The sequence below is a fragment of the Luteimonas fraxinea genome (assembly GCF_021233355.1).
GTDB classification, from domain to species: Bacteria; Pseudomonadota; Gammaproteobacteria; order Xanthomonadales; family Xanthomonadaceae; genus Luteimonas; species Luteimonas fraxinea.
In genome coordinates, this window is the sequence record NZ_CP089507.1 from 49897 (window position 1) to 66499 (window position 16603).

At 67.8% G+C, this 16603-nt stretch carries 16 protein-coding genes; 6 read left to right on the forward strand and 10 right to left on the reverse strand.

The features are described from left to right. Window positions 1–158 precede the first annotated feature (158 nt). Window positions 159–767 (forward strand): mechanosensitive ion channel domain-containing protein, encoded by a 609-nt coding sequence (locus LU699_RS00245; protein WP_425491199.1) that lies wholly within the window; start codon window positions 159–161, stop codon window positions 765–767. A 13-nt stretch (window positions 768–780) separates the two neighbouring features. Here LU699_RS00245 and LU699_RS00250 read toward each other — a convergent pair whose 3' ends face one another. From LU699_RS00250 to LU699_RS00260, 3 genes are all read right to left on the reverse strand, one after another. Beyond that, complete coding sequence (locus tag LU699_RS00250; RefSeq protein WP_232135030.1) at window positions 781–1125, reverse strand: RidA family protein; 345 nt, start codon at window positions 1123–1125, stop codon at window positions 781–783. 70 nt (window positions 1126–1195) lie between these two features. Next, window positions 1196–2239: an AI-2E family transporter gene (locus tag LU699_RS00255; protein ID WP_232135029.1), complete on the reverse strand. Its 1044-nt coding sequence runs from the start codon at window positions 2237–2239 to the stop codon at window positions 1196–1198. Between the two features lie 81 nt (window positions 2240–2320). Continuing rightward, complete coding sequence (locus LU699_RS00260) at window positions 2321–2584, reverse strand: DksA/TraR family C4-type zinc finger protein (RefSeq protein ID WP_232135028.1); 264 nt, start codon at window positions 2582–2584, stop codon at window positions 2321–2323. Window positions 2585–2699: 115 nt separating this feature from the next. Between LU699_RS00260 and LU699_RS00265 the strand changes: the two genes are divergently transcribed. Together LU699_RS00265 and LU699_RS00270 are read left to right on the forward strand one after the other, a co-directional pair. After that, window positions 2700–3038, forward strand: coding sequence for a VOC family protein (locus LU699_RS00265; protein WP_232135026.1), 339 nt, complete (start codon window positions 2700–2702; stop codon window positions 3036–3038). Between the two features lies 1 nt (window position 3039). Beyond that, complete coding sequence (locus LU699_RS00270) at window positions 3040–4290, forward strand: TIGR03862 family flavoprotein (RefSeq protein WP_232135024.1); 1251 nt, start codon at window positions 3040–3042, stop codon at window positions 4288–4290. An 18-nt stretch (window positions 4291–4308) separates the two neighbouring features. Here LU699_RS00270 and LU699_RS00275 read toward each other — a convergent pair whose 3' ends face one another. From LU699_RS00275 to LU699_RS00290, 4 genes are all read right to left on the reverse strand, one after another. After that, window positions 4309–5205: a pseudouridine synthase gene (locus LU699_RS00275; RefSeq protein ID WP_232135022.1), complete on the reverse strand. Its 897-nt coding sequence runs from the start codon at window positions 5203–5205 to the stop codon at window positions 4309–4311. Window positions 5206–5214: 9 nt separating this feature from the next. Continuing rightward, window positions 5215–6072 (reverse strand): PA4780 family RIO1-like protein kinase, encoded by an 858-nt coding sequence (locus LU699_RS00280; protein WP_232135020.1) that lies wholly within the window; start codon window positions 6070–6072, stop codon window positions 5215–5217. A gap of 85 nt (window positions 6073–6157) precedes the next feature. Beyond that, a complete protein-coding gene (locus LU699_RS00285; RefSeq protein WP_232135018.1) occupies window positions 6158–8311 on the reverse strand; it encodes a S46 family peptidase in 2154 nt (717 codons plus the stop codon). Window positions 8312–8674: 363 nt separating this feature from the next. Beyond that, the gene (locus LU699_RS00290) at window positions 8675–9226 is read right to left on the reverse strand and encodes a YaeQ family protein (protein WP_232135016.1); all 552 of its coding nucleotides are present in this window, start codon (window positions 9224–9226) and stop codon (window positions 8675–8677) included. Between the two features lie 108 nt (window positions 9227–9334). On the opposite strand from LU699_RS00290, the gene LU699_RS00295 reads away from it, so the two are divergent. From LU699_RS00295 to LU699_RS00305, 3 genes are read left to right on the forward strand one after another with little or no spacing between them, the layout of a single operon-like run. Further along, window positions 9335–10183: an N-formylglutamate amidohydrolase gene (locus tag LU699_RS00295; RefSeq protein ID WP_232580441.1), complete on the forward strand. Its 849-nt coding sequence runs from the start codon at window positions 9335–9337 to the stop codon at window positions 10181–10183. Next, window positions 10180–11394, forward strand: coding sequence for a peptidase MATCAP family protein (locus LU699_RS00300; RefSeq protein ID WP_232135012.1), 1215 nt, complete (start codon window positions 10180–10182; stop codon window positions 11392–11394). The genes LU699_RS00295 and LU699_RS00300 overlap by 4 nt, the downstream gene beginning before the upstream one ends. Beyond that, a complete protein-coding gene (locus LU699_RS00305) occupies window positions 11391–12455 on the forward strand; it encodes an ATP-grasp domain-containing protein (RefSeq protein WP_232135010.1) in 1065 nt (354 codons plus the stop codon). Before LU699_RS00300 ends, LU699_RS00305 begins: the two co-directional genes overlap by 4 nt. Window positions 12456–12466: 11 nt before the next feature. Here LU699_RS00305 and LU699_RS00310 read toward each other — a convergent pair whose 3' ends face one another. The 3 genes from LU699_RS00310 to LU699_RS00320 all read right to left on the reverse strand — a co-directional run bounded on the left by LU699_RS00310 (window position 12467) and on the right by LU699_RS00320 (window position 16533). Next, the gene (locus LU699_RS00310; RefSeq protein ID WP_232135008.1) at window positions 12467–12847 is read right to left on the reverse strand and encodes a VOC family protein; all 381 of its coding nucleotides are present in this window, start codon (window positions 12845–12847) and stop codon (window positions 12467–12469) included. Window positions 12848–12852: 5 nt separating this feature from the next. Beyond that, window positions 12853–14082: an MFS transporter gene (locus LU699_RS00315; protein ID WP_232135006.1), complete on the reverse strand. Its 1230-nt coding sequence runs from the start codon at window positions 14080–14082 to the stop codon at window positions 12853–12855. Between the two features lie 120 nt (window positions 14083–14202). Further along, window positions 14203–16533, reverse strand: a complete 2331-nt coding sequence (locus LU699_RS00320) for an FdhF/YdeP family oxidoreductase (RefSeq protein WP_232135004.1) — start codon at window positions 16531–16533, stop codon at window positions 14203–14205. Window positions 16534–16603: the final 70 nt, after the last annotated feature.

The following is a 16603-nucleotide window of genomic DNA, read 5'->3' on the forward strand; positions in this document are numbered from 1 at the left end:
GGATTGTCCTCTTCGCGCATGTCGTGGGCGCCAATGGTAACGCGACGCTGAAGGCGCTTCGCGCGACGCGCGCTCGAATCCCAGCGCGCCGCGGCGCGTGCTGCATCGCGGCGTAAACTGTGCGCCGGCGCGATCGGCGCCGTGTGTGTGGAGCTGCCGTGCGTTTCAAGGACCGCCTGCCCGTGTGGCTGCACGACTGGCTCGACATCGTCCTGCCGATCGGCCAGATCCTGCTGATCCTGATCGTCGCCTGGCTGCTGCGGCTGCTGGTGCGCCGGATCATTGAACGCATCGGCCACCGCTACACGCTGCCAGTCGAAGCCGTGGTCGGCGGGCGCCGCGTCACCTCGTTCCTGATCTATGCCGCGGCGCTGCTGTTGATCCTCGAGCGCATGGGCGTGTCCGGCACGGTGCTGTGGACGGCGTTCACCGGTTTCGCCGCAGTGGCGGCGGTCGCGTTCTTCGCCGCTTGGAGCGTGCTGTCGAACATCTTCTGCACGATGCTGATCCTCACCACGCGTCCGTTCCGCCTCTACGACCACGTCGAGCTGCTGGAGAACGGCGAGAAGCCCGGCCTGCGCGGCCAAGTAGTCGACATCAACCTCGTCTACACCACGCTGCGCGAGACCGACGACGGCGATGGAGCAGGCACCAGCCTGCAGATTCCCAACAGCCTGTTCTTCCAGCGTGCGCTGCGCCGCTGGCGTGGCGGCGCGCTGCCTGCGGCACGTGGCGGCGCCGCCGCAGGCGATCCGCTGGACGTCTGACCGCTGCGACGCCTCAGGTCAGCGCAGCGGTCACGATGATCTCGATGCGCCAGCCCGGATCGGCGAGCCTGCCTTCGATCGTCGCGCGCGCCGGCCCTTGACCCGCCACCACCCAACGATCCCATTCGGCGTTCATGCCGGCGAAATCGGCGATGTCGGCGAGCACCACCTGCGCCTGCAGGATCCGCGTCTTGTCACTGCCGGCCTGCGCGAGCAGCGCATCGATGGCCTCGAGCACCTCGCGCGTCTGCGTGCCGATGTCGGCGCCCTTGCTCTCGGGCACCTGCCCGGCGCAGTAGACGGTGTCGTTGTAGATCGTGGCCTCGGACATGCGTGGGCCGGCGTCGATGCGCTTCATTGGACTGCCTCGGTCTGTAGGGCGCCCATGCTGGACGGCGCGAGTGTCGACGACAAGCCGACGCGCGTCCTCAGTCCTCGCGCTCGCCCGGCACCACGGTGTCGCCGCCCAGCACTTCGCGCACGTAGAGCCGCTTGACCAGCACGTAGACGACGACCGTCAGCGGCGCTGCGAGCAGCAGACCAGCGGCGCCCTGCAGGCTGCCGAAGATCACCAGCGAGAACAGCAGCAGCGCGGGCGGCAGTTCGACGGCGCGTTGCTGGATCAGCGGCTGCAACACGTTGCTCTCGATCTGCTGCAGCACGACGTAGAGCGCGATCGTCGCGAAGCCGACCTGCGGGCTGACCGTGAAGGCCAGCAGGATGCCGGGAATGGCGGCGACGATCGGCCCGATGATCGGCACGAAGTCGAGCAGGAACGCGATCAGCGCAAGCGCGAACGCGGCCGGCACGCCCAGCAGCCACAGACCGATGCCGGTCATGATGCCGACGACCAGCATCGCGACGAGCTGGCCACCCAGCCACAGGCGCAGCGCACGACCGCTGGAATCGAGCGCATCGGCCGCGGCCTTCTTCGCCGACGGCGGTACCAGATGCAGCAGGCCGTTGCGGTACATCTCCGGCTGCGCGGCGATATAGATCGCGCCGACCAGCACGAGGAACATGTCGATCGTGCCGCTGGAGACCGTCATCGCGATCGCGCCGGCGCCGCTGGCGATGCGGCCCATGTTGTCGCCGATGGTGTCGAGCTGCTCCTGGATGAGGCTGCCGACGCTGGTCTCGCCCAGCCACTGCTGGAACTGGGCGTAGGCCGCTGGCAGCGTGTCGGTGAGCGTGGCGAGTTCGCGCGTGGCCTGCGCGCCGAACATCCACAGCAGCAGGCCCAGGCCGCCGATCAGCACGACGAGCACGATCGCCAGCGCGACGCCGTGCGGTATCGGCACGAAGCGGCGCAGCAGTCCGGCCAGCGACAGCAGCAGCGCGGCGACGACGATCGCGCCGAATACCAGCATGAAGACCGGCGTGAGCGCCCAGCACAGCACCAGCACGGCAAGCAGTGCGAGGACGATCAGAACTTGACGGGTGAAGTACGCGAGATCCTGCGACGCGGGCATGGTCGATCCGATGGGGAGAGGAGCCGCGTCGCAACGCGGCGCTCCTTGTCCCATATCGCGCGTGCAAATCCGGTGGAGCGCTCAGCGCAGCTGGCTGTCCTTGCTGCCGCGTCGGTTGTAGCCGCTGTGCGCATCGTCATCGTCGTGCATGGCCTGGCACGCGACGCACAGGCGCACGCCGGGCACCGCGCGACGTCGCGCTTCGGGAATCGGCGCGTCGCATTCTTCGCAGTGCGTCAGCCCCGGCCCGCTGCGCAACTGGCTGCGGGCACGCTCGATCGCATCTTTTACGGTGGCGTCGATCTGGTCCTGCACCGCGCCATCGCCAGCCCAACCAGTGGCCATGACGGCCTCCTGCATGTCGCATATTGACGAGGTGTGGACGCTAGCAGGCGCCGCGTTGACTCGGGATGAGCAGCCGCCCCGGTCATAATGGCGTCGATTCCGCTGGAGGACCGACATGGCCCTGACCCTGCTGCTGCGCTGTACCGATCTCGAACGCACCCGCGCGTTCTACACCGCCCTGCCCGGCTTTTCCGTGGCGCCATCGACCGGCGACACGCTGACCATCACCGGCCATGGCGCGCGCGTCGTCTTCACCGCTGCCGACCTCTGGCACCGCGCGCCCACGCTGACCGGCACGCTCTACTTCACCGTTCCCGACATCGACGCGGTCTTCGTCGAAACGCAGGGCCGCGCGCAGCTCGCGTGGACGCTGCAGGACATGCCCTATGGCGCCCGCGAGTTCGGCATCGTCGACTGCAACGGCTACATCCTGGCGTTCCAGCAAGGCGCCTGAAATGGCTGATGTGCGTACGCCGCGGCTCGCCATCGTCGGTGGCGGGCCGGCCGGCCTGTTCGCTGCCGAACGCGCGCGCGCGGCGGGACTGGATGTCGATCTGTTCGAAGCCAAGGGCTCGGTCGGGCGCAAGTTCCTGATCGCCGGCAAGGGCGGCTTGAACCTCACCCATTCCGAGTCGCGCCCTGCCTTCGATGCGCACTACGGCGCGCGCGATGCTGTGGTCGGTAGCTGGCTTGACCGCTTCGACGCGCAGGCGCTGCGCGACTGGGCCGCGGCGCGCGGCGTGCCGACCTTCGTCGGCAGCTCCGGGCGCGTGTTTCCCGAGGACCTCAAGGCCGCGCCGCTGTTGCGCGGCTGGGTGCGGCAACTGCGCGAGGACGGTGTGCGCTTCCTTGTGCAGCATCGCTGGACCGGCTGGGACGACGACGGCGCGCTGGTGTTCGAAACCCCGGATGGCAGCGTGCGCCACGTCGCCGACGCCACGCTGCTTGCGATGGGTGGCGCCAGCTGGCCGGAACTCGGCTCCGATGGTCGGTGGCAGCCGGTGCTGTCGGCGCGCGGCGTCGACGTCGCCCCCTTGGTGCCGGCGAACTGTGGGTTCGACATCGGCTGGAGTGCACATCTCGCCGAGCGTCACGTCGGTGCGCCGCTGAAACCGGTGGTGCTGCACTGGACCGGTCTCGACGGTACACCGCATGCGCTGCAGGGCGAATGCGTGCTGACGACGACCGGCATCGAGGGCAGCGCGATCTATGCGATCTCCGGAACCTTGCGCGACACGATCGCCCGCGATGGCAGCGCAGTGCTGAACCTGGATCTGGCGCCGGGGCGCAATCTCGAGCGCCTGCAGACCGACCTGGCGCGTCCGCGTGGCCGCCGCAGTGTCGGCGAACACCTGCGCCGGGCGACGGGTCTCGATGCCGCGAAGACAGGATTGCTGTTCGAACTGCTCGATCGCGCCGCACTCGATGATCCGCCGCGCGTCGCCGCTGCGATCAAGCGCCTGCCGCTGCGACTGCAGGCGCCGCGACCGATCGAAGAAGCGATCAGCAGCGCCGGTGGCGTGCGTCTGGAGGCGACCGGCGATGCATTGATGCTCGATGCGCTGCCCGGCGTGTTCGTCGCCGGCGAAATGCTGGACTGGGAAGCGCCGACCGGCGGATATCTGCTGACCGCGTGCTACGCGAGCGCCGCGGTCGCGGTGGATGGCGTACTGGCGTGGCTGCAGCGCGAGAAGCCGGCCGCCTGACAGGCGCGACGCGTTTTTTCAGTCCAGCGACTCCGAAAGCCGGAATTCCGATTCGAAACGACGCGGGCGTCCGTCGAGCGGATCGTCGAATGCGAGTGCGCGGGCCAGCAGCTGCAACGGCGGCCGCGCGCCGTCGTCATCCTGCAGCGTCGGATACCAGGGGTCGTGCAGGATCGGCGCGCCGAGCGCGGCCATGTGCACGCGCAGCTGGTGCTTGCGTCCGCTGACCGGCGACAACGCATAACGCCACAACCTGACGCCGCGTTCGCGCAAGTCGATGTGTGTCTCACTGTTCGGCGCGCCGTCGACCTCGGACATGCGGAAGAACGGCTCGCCGCGCTCGATGCGGCTGCGGCGCGTCATCGGGAACGCGAGCGCCGGTAGCGGCGGCGCCAGCGCTTCGTATGTCTTGCATATGCGCGATTCGCGGAACAGCGCCTGGTACGCGGCGCGGCTCGCGGGATCGGCCGAAAACAGCACCAGCCCGGCCGTGCCGCGATCGATGCGATGCAACGGCACCAGATCCGGATTGCCGAGCGTCGCCACAAGCCGTGTCAGCAGGGTCTGGGTGACGAAGGCGCCGGTCGGCGCGACTGGCAGGCCATGCGGTTTGTCGGCGACCACGAGGTGCGCGTCGACATGGAGGATGCGTTCGGCCGCATCGATCACCGGCTCGTCGATGACCTCGCGGTAATAGCCGATCTCGGCGCCGACGCGGTACGGCGTTTGCAGCGTGACGGGATCGCCCTGCGCATCGAGCACCCTGCCCCGCGCCACGCGATCCCGCCAGATCGATGCGTCGACCCGCGGGAAATGCGCGACCAGCGCATCGAACACGCTGGCCCACGGGCCCGGCGGCAGTTGCAGCCGGCTCGCCGGCACGCCGTCCCGCGGCGGAAACCGCGGGCGGCTCATGCGCGCGGATCAGTCGGTTTCATCGTCCTCTTCGCGGCCCTGCTGGCGGATCACCGCTTCCTGGCGCGCGTCCTCGATCGACCACAGGATCGCGCCGGTGTCGGCCTTGCGCGTGTCGAACACGAACGTGCCGGTCAGCGGTGTATCGGCCTTCAGATCACCCGCTTCGTACAGCGCCCACATCTCCTCGCCGTAATGCGTGTCGGCGAGTTCCGGCGCGAAGCGCGCGAGCGTGTCGCGCACGTTGTGCACGTCGCGCAGCAGCATGTCGCGCGCGGCGTTGTTGCCGGCCGCGCTGACGACCTGCGGGAAATCGATCAGCACCGGTCCGTCGGGCGTCGCCAGCACGTTGTACTCGGACAGATCGCCATGGACCATGCCCAGCACCAGCATCCGCACGATGTCGCGCACCAGCATCAGATGCCATTCGCGGGCCTGGTCGGGCTCGAGATCCACTTCGGCCAGACGCGGCGCGCTGAAACCTTCGGCGTCGGTGACCAGATCCATCAGCAGCACGCCGTGGAAGAAGCCGTAAGGCTGCGGCACGCGCACGCCGGCATCGGCCAGGGCGTAGAGCGCATCGACCTCGGTGGTCTTCCACGCGGCTTCCTGTTCGCGACGGCCGAACTTGGTCGCCTTGCCCATCGCACGCTGTTCGCGGCTGCCACGGACCTTGCGGCCTTCCTGGTACTGCACGCGCGCCTGGAAACTGCGCTGCGCCATGTCCTTGTAGACCTTCGCGCAACGCACCTCGTCGCCGACCTGGACGACATATACCGAAGCCTCTTTGCCGCTCTTGAGCGGTCGCAGCACAGCATCGATGATGCCGTCCTCGATCAGTGGCTGCAGTCCCTGCGGGATCTTCATGGTGCCGTGGGGCTCCGGGTTTGGCCTGACATTGTGCGGCCTGCGCCGGCCGCGCGCCCGAACGGCACCCGACCGGCGCGACGCATCAGCGCGCCCGCAGCCCCATCTCCTCGAGCAGCGCCGGCGCCGGATACACCTTGGCCATCAGCCAGCGCATGTAGCGCATGTCGACGTGGATCGCGCGCTTGTAGCGCGGATCGAACCACCAGCTGGCGCTGACCGACTCCCAGTTGCTGTCGAAGTTCAAGCCGACCAGTTCGCCGCGCGCATTGAGCACTGGCGAGCCGGAGTTGCCGCCGGTGGTGTCGAGATTGGTCAGGAAGTTCACCGGCTGGGTGCCGAGCGAAGCTTCCGCGGTGCCTTCGAAATCGCCCTTGGCGATCGCATCGAGCAGCGGCTGCGGCACGTCGAACGGCACCTGCCCGGTGTGCTTCTCGACGATGCCGGCGACGGTGGTCACCGGCGAGAACGCCACCGCATCGCGCGGTGCCAGTGCTTCCACCTTGCCGTAGCTGACGCGCAGCGTGCCGTTGGCATCCGGATACACCGCGCGGCCCTGCTGCGCGCGCCATGCGAACAGCGCACGCATGTAGGCCGGGCGCAGCCGCAGCTGTTCGCCTTCGCGGGTCTTGCGCGCGTCCTCGGCATCGAGCTGCGCAGCGACCAGCTGCGCGGCCAGTGCGAGCAGCGGATCGTCGGCCAGCGGACGACCGGCGCGGGCATCGGCGAACCGCGACAGGCGCTGCGCCTCGTCACCCAGTGTCGTGCGCGCATAGACCGTGTCCAGCGCCGTCTTCAACGATTCGGGCGTGCGGCCGAACGCGGCGTCGAACGCTGGCAGGCGCTGCGCGTCCGGCAACTGCTGGTAGCGGCCGACCAGCACGCCGAGCACGGCCTTCTCCGCCGACGGCGCGTAGCGACGCTGCGCCTGGCGCAGCACGCCTTCGATCAGCGCGTGGTCGCGCCGCTGGTAGCCGGTCTCGCGCGCGGCATCGTCGGCTTTCGCCGATTCGATGCGCAGGCGTTCGAGCAGTAGCGCAGAGCGCAGCAGCTGGGTCTGGCTGGCGACGAGGGTCAGCAACTGGTCGCGCGCAGCCGCGGCATCGGCCTGGCCGAGGATCGCCTGCAGCGCGGCGATGTCGGTCGCGTCTTCGCCCGTGGTCGCGGCCAGCATCGCGGCCTCGTCCTCGCCACGCAGGCGCACGGCGTCGCTGCGCAGCAGGCCTTCCAGCTCACCGGCGGCGCGCTTGCGGTTGTTCTTCAGTGACTGCAGCTGCGAGGCGTAGCGGGTGCGGATGTCGGCATCGTCGGCGCCCGCGGTCTCGACCGCGTCGATCAGCGCATCGAACACCGTCACACGCTGCGGCAGCACGCGCGCGACATGGGCATCGAACTCGGCCGCGGTGCGATGCCGGAAGGTCGTGCCCGGATAGCCGGCGAGCATCGCGTAATCGCCGGAGTGCAAGCCGCCGCGGGCGATCTGCAGGTGCGCCGGCGGTGCGTACGGCACGTTGTCAGCGCTGTAGTCGGCCGGCTTGCCGTCGCGGCCCACATAGGCGCGCAGCAGGATGAAATCGCCGGTGTGGCGCGGCCACATGAAGTTGTCGATCTCGTCGCCGTAGTTGCCGATCGCACGCGGCGGCGCATAGACCAGACGCACGTCGCGCAGCTCCAGCTGACGGATGCGATAGAAATCGGTGCCGTAATACATGTTGGCGACGCTGCAACGCACCTCGCCCGATTGCTCGCACGCGGCAACGATGCGCTTGCCGGCGGCGTCCACCGCATCAAAGTACGCGCGCCCGGTCTTGCCGCGGGCATCAGCCAATACTTCGTCGGTGACCTTGTCGAAGCCGACTGTCACCAGCACGCGGAAATCCGGGTTCGACGGACGCTCGTCTCCGCGGCCTTCGGCGATGAAACCGCCGTCGATGATGTTGCGCTCGGCGCTGCTGTTGTACTGGATCACGCCGTAGGCGACGTGGTGGTTGGTCAGCAGCAGGCCTTCATCGGAGACGAAGGCGCCGGTGCCGCCACCGACCTTGACCACGGCGCTGAGCGGCGGCGCGGTGACGTCGGCCAGCGCATCGGCGCGACCTCGGAAACCCGCCTCGCGCATCGGCTTGGCGATGTCGGGCAGCTGGGTCGGCATCCACATGCCTTCATCGGCGTGTGCGGTCACGGCGGACAGGGCGAGGCCAGCGGCAAGCGCGGCGGTGGCGGGACGGCGGAGCGGCATGCGGGACATCCGAAAGAACCTGGCGAGCCGCGACCTTAGCCAGCGGTCGCGGCCGGGGCAACGGTCGGAGGTCATGGCGGGGCGATTCGGTATCGCCGGGGCTCGAGGTGAGTATGTTTTCCCCCTCCCCCTCTGGGGGGAACGCCTGCCCCGTGCTTGATACGGGGTGCCCGGAGAGCCTGCCCCCGCGAAGGCGGGGGCGGATCAGGGTGCTTTGGGGGAGTCTTCCTGTAGTGCCCCAGCCCTCACCCGACGCGCTTGGCGCGCCGACCCCGGATCGGGTCCGGGGCAGGCTCTCTCCCGAAGGGAGAGGTGTTTGCCTCGCGCGAACTGGAAAAACTCGCAGCCTGGGACAATCGCCAGTCAACTCTCCGCCGGTCGCACCCGCCAGACCGGGATCATCGTGACCGTCTCGGACTCACTCATCAGCTGCAGTTCGCCGTCCTGAATCATTGCGGTCAGGCGCATGCTCCGCTGCAGCAGGCCGACCGCCTCATCGATCTTCGCCGGATCGAGATCGACCACGGTGAGGTTCTTCAGACGCGTCAGCGAGTTCGCGATCCGGTCCCACCAGATCTGCGCGGCGTTGCCGCTGTAGTTCACCACCACGACCTGGCGCGAGCGGCCGCTGGCCTTGCGGATGCGGCTTTCGTCGGGCTGGCCGAGGTCGATCCACTGCTCGATGTCGCCGGTGTAATCGCGGCGCCACAGATCCGGTTCTTCCTCGTTGCTGAGGCCGCGGCCGAACTCGAGGCGTTCATCGGCGAACAGCGCGAAGGTGATCAGCCGCACCATCAGACGCGCTTCGGTTTCCGACGGATGCTGCGCCAGCACGAGATCGCGCGAAGCATAGTAATGCCGGTCCATGTCGGTGACCTGGAGTTCGGCTTTGTAGACGGTGGCCTTGGGCGCCATGAGGAAAGGTCTGCGCGAGAGAGGCGCGATTGTAGGTTAAACAGGCGTCAAGGCCGGGCGCGGATGTGGTCACGAGCACATCATTCCTTGGCTGCGAGCATGCGCGACATGCCTGATCCACGCCGTTCCGCCCCCGCCCCCCTGTTTTCCGACACCACGCCGCCCGTGCTGCTCGAGCGCGTCGACGCTTGGGATCTTGCCGTCGCCGACGGCCCGGTCATCGCGACCGCGATCCACGACGGCCACGCCTTGCGTCCGTCCCTGCGCTCACGCGTCAAGCTCGACGACGATGCGCGCTGGCGCGAGGAAGACCCACTCACCAGCCTGCTGACCCAGGTCGGCGACACCCGACTGAGGGTGCGCCAGTCGCGCTTCGAGATCGATCTCAATCGCCCGCGGGCCGAGGCCGTCTACACCGGTCCCGAGGCCTGCTGGGGTCTCGATGTCTGGACCACGCCGCTCGACGACGCCGAACGCGAAACCTCGCTGGCGCTGCATGACCGCTTTTACGACACGATCGGCGAGCTGATCGACCGCACCGTGGCCCGCTGGGGCAGCGCGCTGCTGATCGACATCCACAGCTACAACCACCGCCGCGATGGACCCGACGCCGCGCCCGCGTCGCAGGACGCCAATCCGGATATCGAACTCGGCATCACCACGCTCGACCCCGAGCGCTGGGGCCAAACCGCGAAGCGCTTCGCCAACGTGCTGCGCCGACATCCGGTACGCGGCGCGCTGCCTGACGTGCGCTGCAATGTGCGCTTCCCGACCGGCGGCCACTTTCCCGAATGGGTCTTCGAGAACTGGGGCGATCGCGTCTGCACGATCTCGCCCGAGTACAAGAAGATCTTCATGGACGAATGGAGCGGCCAGGCGGACATCCCCGCGCTGTACGAACTGCGCGATGGTCTATCGCATGCGGTCGACGCGGTGCGTCCGGAGTTCCTCAAGTGAGCGCGGGCGTTGCCCGGCGGCCGGTCGCACGACCGTTGCCGCCGGTGGCCGCGCGTGTGGACAACGCGCTCGCCGCGCTCGACGCGCGGCTCGACTGGCTGCTCGCGCTGTCGCCGCTCGATGGCGTGGGCCTTTGGAATGCATTCGAGACGTCGGGCCGAACACTCGAACCCACGCTGCGCTATGTCGATCTCGACACCGATCTGGTCGAGACGCGCCAGGCGCTCGATTCATTGCCTGTCGCCGACATCGAATCCCCCGCGCTGCGGTCTCTGCTGGCCGAGAAGCAGGGCGAACTCGGCCGCATGATCGATCTGGTCGAACAGCGCGACCAGGTCGGTTTCGTCGATGCCAGCGTCGCGCTGTTCGGCGCGGTGGAACCGGAACTGTTGGTGCTCGCCGAGCGCATTCTCGCGAGCGTGGGCAGCGGTGAACCGCTGGCCGCCGACTGCGGCATCGACGAGGTGCGCAGCCAGGTCGACGCCGAGATCGCCTGGTATCGCGCGCAGGCGCCGGACTTCCATATCGATGTCGTCGTCGATACCGACATCAGTTCGATGCTGATGGTCTCGCACGGCACGTTCTACATCGACGGCAACATCCGCCTGCCGCGCGCACGCGTGCAGCCGCTGATCCAGCACGAGATCGGCACGCATGTGGTCACCCGCCACAACGGCCGCCAGCAGGCCCTGCGCCAGCTCGAAGTCGGTCTGGCGCACTACGACCCGATGCAGGAAGGCCTCGGCGTGCTCGGCGAATTCCTCACCGGCTATCTGCCCGGAGAACGCCTGCGCATCCTCGCTGCACGTGTGGTCGCGACCTCGATGGCCGCACATGGCGAACAGTTGCCGGCGATCTTCGCCTGCCTGCACGAAACCCATGACATGCCGACCGACGACGCTTTCGACGTCGCCGTGCGCGCGCGACGTGGCGGCGGCCTGACCAAGGACGCCGTCTATCTGCGCGGCTTGCGCGATCTGCTCGCCTATCTGGAAGCCGGCGGCGACTTCGATGCTTTGTTCCTCGGCAAATTCGCACTGCCGCAGCTGGAACTGCTGGACGCGCTGGTCGACGACGGCTGGATCGTGCCGCCTGCCCTGCTGCCCCGCTACACCACCCACGAGGATTTCCGCAGCCGCCTCGACGCCTGCCGGCGTACGCCGGTCGAGCGCCTCTTCCACACACACCGCACCCCGGAGCATGCTGCATGACAGACGGACATCCCCTGCGTTTCGGCTTTGTCGTCAACGACGTCGACACCGAGCAGGACAACTACACGACGATCCGTCTAGCCCGCCGCGCCCTGTCGCGCGGCCATGAGATCGCCCTGGTCGGTCTCGCCGATTTCACCTACGACGCCGACGGCACCGTGCGCGCCTGCGCGCACATGCCTTGCGGACAGGACTACGCCGACGATGCGGCGCTCCTCGCCGACCTGCAGTCGGACGAGTGTCCCACCGAGCGCATTTCCGTCGATGATCTCGACGTGCTGATGCTGCGCAGCGATCCCGCCGACGAAATGGTCGAACGCCCCTGGGCACCCGGCAGCGGCCTGCTGTTCGCGCAGCTCAGCGCGCTGAAGCACGCGCTGGTGGTCAACGATCCCACGCACCTGACCGATGCCTCGAACAAGACCTATTTCCAGCATTTTCCCGAAGACGTCCGGCCGGTCACCTGCATCAGCTGCAACATCGACGAGATCAAGGCCTTCATCGAAGCGCGCGAGGGCTACGGCGTCATCAAGCCGCTGCAGGGCTCCGGTGGCCAGAGCGTCTTCGTGGTCACGCCGGAAAGCGCCGGCAACCTCAACCAGATGATCGACGCGGTACTGCGCGACGGCTATGCGATCGCGCAGGAATATCTGCCCAAGGCGAAAGACGGCGACCTGCGTCTGCTGATGCTCAACGGCCGCCCGCTCGAAGTCGACGGCACCTACGCCTGTATCCGTCGCTACAACGACAGCGGCGATGCGCGCAGCAACATCAGCGCCGGCGGCAAGTACGAAATGGCCAAGCCCGATGCCGATGCACTGCGTCTGGCCGAACTGGTCGCGCCGAAGCTGATCCGCGACGGCATGTACTTCGTCGGTCTCGACATCGTCGGCGACAAGCTGATGGAAGTGAACGTCGACACGCCCGGCGGCATCAACATGCTCGAGGAGCTGACCGGTCTCGATTTCTCCGGCCGCATCCTCGATGACCTCGAGCGCAAGCTGCGCCTGCGCAAGCATTACGGCAAGACGCTCAGCAACGTCGAACTGGCGATGCTGTAAGACGTGACGCGTCAGATCCGGTTGGCGATCTCGATGAGGTTGCCATCCGGATCACGGACATAGACGGACAGAATCGGGCCGGTCGCCCCCGTACGGGGCACCGGCCCGTCTTCTATGTGGACGCCTGCAGTGCGCAGTTCGGCCTGCACCAGGTCCAGCGGCGTTGTCGTCAGCAGACACAGGTCCGCCGAACCGGGCGTCGGTCGCAACGCCTTCGGTTCGAACGCGTGACCGGCCTGGTGCAGATTGATCTTCTGCACGCCGAAAGCGAGCGCGCGCCGGCCTTCGCCGAAGGTCACGACCTGCATGCCGAACACGCGGCCGTAGAACGCGCAGGTCGCGTCGATATCGGCGACGGTCAGCACCAGATGGTCGAGGGCGTCGATGTGCATGGGGATCAGTCTCCGGTCGAGGCGGTGGACGGATGCGGGGGCGACCGCGTATCCGGTGCGTGACGCTGCAGGTGCCGCGCCGCGACGAACGCGAGCACCAGCATCACGAGCGCGCCGCCGGCCAGCACCGGCCAGCCGCCATGCGCCCACAGCCAGCCGCTGGTCGCACCGATCAGGCTCGAGCCCATGTAGTACGACAACAGATACAGCGAGGCCGCATGGCTGCGATGCGTGCGGCCGAGCCGGCCTACCCACGCGCTCGCCGCGGCATGCGCGATGAAGAAGCCGATCGTCAGCAGCACCAGGCCCGGCACGATCATCCACAGCGTCGGCGCGAGCGTCAGCAGCACGCCGGCGGCGGCCAGCAGTACCCCGGCGACGACGACCGGGCCGCGGCCGAAACGATCCGACAGTCCGCCGGCGACCGTCGAACTGACGATGCCGAACACGTATGCGCTGAAGATCCAGCCGATTTCGGCCTGCGACAGATCGAACGGCGCCGCGCCGAGCCGGAAGCCGAGATAGTTGTAGACGCTGACGAACACGCCCATGACCAGGAAGGGAATCGCGAACAGCCACGGCAGCAGCGGATCGCGCAGATGTCCGCCCCAGGCGCGCAGATGGAAGCGCAGATTGACCCCGCGCTGGCGCACGAAATGCCGCGATTTCGGCAGCAGCCAGACGAAGGCGATCGCGACCAGCAGATCGAATCCACCGAGCAGCGCGAGCGCGGTGCGCCAGTCGAACCAGTCGGTCAGAAAGCTCACCGACAGCCGCCCCATCATTCCGCCGAAGGCATTGCCGGCGACGTACAGCCCGACTGCCGACCCCAGCCGTTGGGCCGGGAATTCCTCAGCGAGATAGACCATTGCCACCGCCGGCACACCGCCCATCGCGATGCCGGCGAGCGCCCGCACGATCACGAGACTCGGCCAGTGCGACAGCATCGCGGCGAGCATCGTCAGTACCGCCGCGACGGCCATCGATACGAACATCAGGCCGCGGCGTCCGAGATTTTCCGAGACCGCGCCGGCGCAGAAGATCGACAGCGCCAGACCCAGCGTAGCCAGCGACAGCGGCAGCGAACTCGCCGCCGGCCCCACGCCGAACTCGCGCGCGAATTCGGGCAGCAGCGGCTGCACGCCGTACAGCAGCGAAAACGTGGCGAAGCCGGCGAGGAACAACGCAAGGCGGATACGGCCGGGGCGCAGAGGCGCCGGCGAAGTGACAGACATCGGGGACGGGTGCAGCGACGTGGGCGGTCAGTATCGGTCTGCGGGGTCACGCAGGCCAGTCAAAGGGATGGATTGGTGTGTCACGGTCGCTCGCACACGTATACGACCGGCGCGCAGGTCTCAGCCCGGCGCAGGCCCCGCCGGCACCGGCGCATTGCCGCCACGCACAACGCGCACCGGCACCGACTTGCCCGCGGGCACATGACTGTCGATCGCATGGTGCGAGACCGGGATCAGCGGATTGCATTCCGGGTAATAGGCCGCGATGCAGCCGCGCGGAATGCGGTACGGAATCGCGCGCAGGCCGCCGACTTCGCGGATCTCGGGATCATTGTCGAAATCCGCCGCCAGGGTGATCTGTTCGCCATCACCCAGACCCAACTCGGCGATGTCGTCGGCGTTCATCAGCACCACGCGGCGCGTGCCGTCGATGCCGCGGAAGCGGTCGTGATAACCGTAGACCGTGGTGTTGAACTGGTCGTTGCTGCGCACGGTCAGCAGTCGATAGCGCCCCGCCTTGTCGGCAAAACCTGTCGCGCAGATCACGTCGGGCACGTGGAACTCGGCCTTGCCACTCTGGGTCGACCAGCGCCGTTCGCGTGCCGCGACCGGACGCGGAAAGCCGCCCGGCGTGTACAGCCGTGCATTGAAATCGCGGAACTGTTCGGGATACGTCTCTTCGATCGCATCGCGCACGCGGGCGTAATCGCTGACCCACGACTGCCACGGCGCGCACGCGGCGCGTTCCGGCGACAGGATCGCCTGCGCAAGCGCAGCGACGATCGCGGGCTCGGAGCGCAACATCGGACCCGCCGGCGGGCTGTTGCCGAACGAGGCATGGATGCAGGTCGTGCTGTCCTCGATGCTGACGCGTTGCGCCACACCATCCTGCACGTCTTCCTCGATCCGGCCCAGGCACGGCAGCAGCAAGGTCTCCCGTCCGCACAGCAGATGATTGCGGTTGAGATGCGTCGCGACCTGCAGGCTCAACGCGAGTCCCTGCCACGCGGGTTCCAGTCGTCCGGTATCGGGCGCGGCGCGGGAGAAATTGCCACCGAGTCCGATGAAGGCTTCGACGCTGCCGTCGAGAATGCCTTCCACCGTGCCGACGGTATCGAGTCCCTTCTCGCGCGGCGGCTCGAAGCCGTACTGCGCGGCGAGCTTGTCGAGCGGCACGAGCTCGGGCTTCTCGGAAATGCCGACGGTGCGCTGCCCCTGCACGTTCGAATGCCCACGCACCGGGCAGATACCCGCGCCCGGACGACCGACATTGCCGCGCATCAGGGCGAGATTGCAGACCATGCGCACGTTGTCGACGCCGTGGCGATGCTGGGTCAGGCCCATGCCGTAGATCAGGATCGACGACTCGGCTTGCGCGTACACGCCGGCCACGCCTTCGATGTCGGCACGCGACAGTCCGCTCTCGCGTTCGATGTCGGTCCAGTCCGCCGCGCGCAGCCAGGTTTCGAATGCTTCGAAACCATTGGTGTGGGTCTCGATGAAACCGACATCGAGCACGCGCGCGCGGCCTTCCGCCTGCGCCGCGTCGTCGAGATCCAGCAACGCACGCGCCAGGCCCTGCATCAGCGCGATGTCGCCGCCCGCACGAACCGGAAAGTAGGCGTTGCTGATGCGCGTCGACGCGCCGGTGGCCATCGCCAGCGGTTCCTGCGGATTGGTGAAACGCTCCCACCCGCGCTCGTACAGCGGATTGAAGGTGATGATCTCGGCGCCGCGGCGCGCAGCTTCCTGCAGCGGATGCAGCATGCGCGGGCTGTTGACGCCGACGTTCTGGCCGAAAGAAATGATGCAGTCCGTGTGTTCGAAGTCTTCCAGCAGCACGGTGCCGACCGGCACGCCGATGCTGCGTGGCAGGCCGACCGATGTGCTCTCGTGACACATATTGGAGCTGTCGGGCAGATTGTTGTTGCCGTACATGCGCGCCAGCAGGCCATACATGTAGGACGTTTCCAGCGATGCGCGGCCGGACGCATAGAACACCGCGCGCTCGGGTGGCATGTCACGCATCACGTCAGCGGCGATGGCAAACGCATCATCCCAGGATACCGGCACGTAGTGGTCGCTGGCCGGGTCGTAGCGCATCGGTTCGACCAGCCTGCCGGCGGCTTCGAGATCGTGATCGGCCCAGGTCAGCAGTTCGGTCACAGTGTGCTGCGCAAAGAAGGCGGCATCCGCGCGACGCGTGTCGAGTTCCCACATCGTGGCCTTGGCGCCGTTCTCGCAGAACTCGGCAGTGTGCGGCTCGGCCGGTTTGGCCCAGGAACAACTCACGCAGGCGAACCCGTCGATCTTGTTCTGGCGCTGCAGCTGTCGCGCGCCTTCGATCGTCTGCGCACCTTCGCCGGTGCCGTAACGCAGCAGCGATCGCACCGACCCCCACCCGCCCGCGGGCGCCTCATAAGGCTTGAACGTGGGGTGCGACTCGGTCATGGCGGACTCCGGCTTTTGACTCGGCTTCCTACCGTCGCCGAATGCATCTGCCCGCCACGTGAAGTCACCG

Excerpts from the sequence above, each read along its gene's own strand:
- LU699_RS00295 (WP_232580441.1), top strand. The coding sequence starts at position 9,335 with ATGCCTGATCCACGCCGTTCCGCCCCCGCCCCCCTGTTTTCCGACACC.
- LU699_RS00320 (WP_232135004.1), bottom strand. The coding sequence starts at position 16,533 with ATGACCGAGTCGCACCCCACGTTCAAGCCTTATGAGGCGCCCGCGGGC.
- LU699_RS00285 (WP_232135018.1), bottom strand. The coding sequence starts at position 8,311 with ATGCCGCTCCGCCGTCCCGCCACCGCCGCGCTTGCCGCTGGCCTCGCC.
- LU699_RS00305 (WP_232135010.1), top strand. The coding sequence starts at position 11,391 with ATGACAGACGGACATCCCCTGCGTTTCGGCTTTGTCGTCAACGACGTC.
- LU699_RS00270 (WP_232135024.1), top strand. The coding sequence starts at position 3,040 with ATGGCTGATGTGCGTACGCCGCGGCTCGCCATCGTCGGTGGCGGGCCG.
- LU699_RS00275 (WP_232135022.1), bottom strand. The coding sequence starts at position 5,205 with ATGAGCCGCCCGCGGTTTCCGCCGCGGGACGGCGTGCCGGCGAGCCGG.
- LU699_RS00255 (WP_232135029.1), bottom strand. The coding sequence starts at position 2,239 with ATGCCCGCGTCGCAGGATCTCGCGTACTTCACCCGTCAAGTTCTGATC.
- LU699_RS00290 (WP_232135016.1), bottom strand. The coding sequence starts at position 9,226 with ATGGCGCCCAAGGCCACCGTCTACAAAGCCGAACTCCAGGTCACCGAC.
- LU699_RS00280 (WP_232135020.1), bottom strand. The coding sequence starts at position 6,072 with ATGAAGATCCCGCAGGGACTGCAGCCACTGATCGAGGACGGCATCATC.
- LU699_RS00315 (WP_232135006.1), bottom strand. The coding sequence starts at position 14,082 with ATGTCTGTCACTTCGCCGGCGCCTCTGCGCCCCGGCCGTATCCGCCTT.
- LU699_RS00265 (WP_232135026.1), top strand. The coding sequence starts at position 2,700 with ATGGCCCTGACCCTGCTGCTGCGCTGTACCGATCTCGAACGCACCCGC.
- LU699_RS00260 (WP_232135028.1), bottom strand. The coding sequence starts at position 2,584 with ATGGCCACTGGTTGGGCTGGCGATGGCGCGGTGCAGGACCAGATCGAC.
- LU699_RS00310 (WP_232135008.1), bottom strand. The coding sequence starts at position 12,847 with ATGCACATCGACGCCCTCGACCATCTGGTGCTGACCGTCGCCGATATC.
- LU699_RS00250 (WP_232135030.1), bottom strand. The coding sequence starts at position 1,125 with ATGAAGCGCATCGACGCCGGCCCACGCATGTCCGAGGCCACGATCTAC.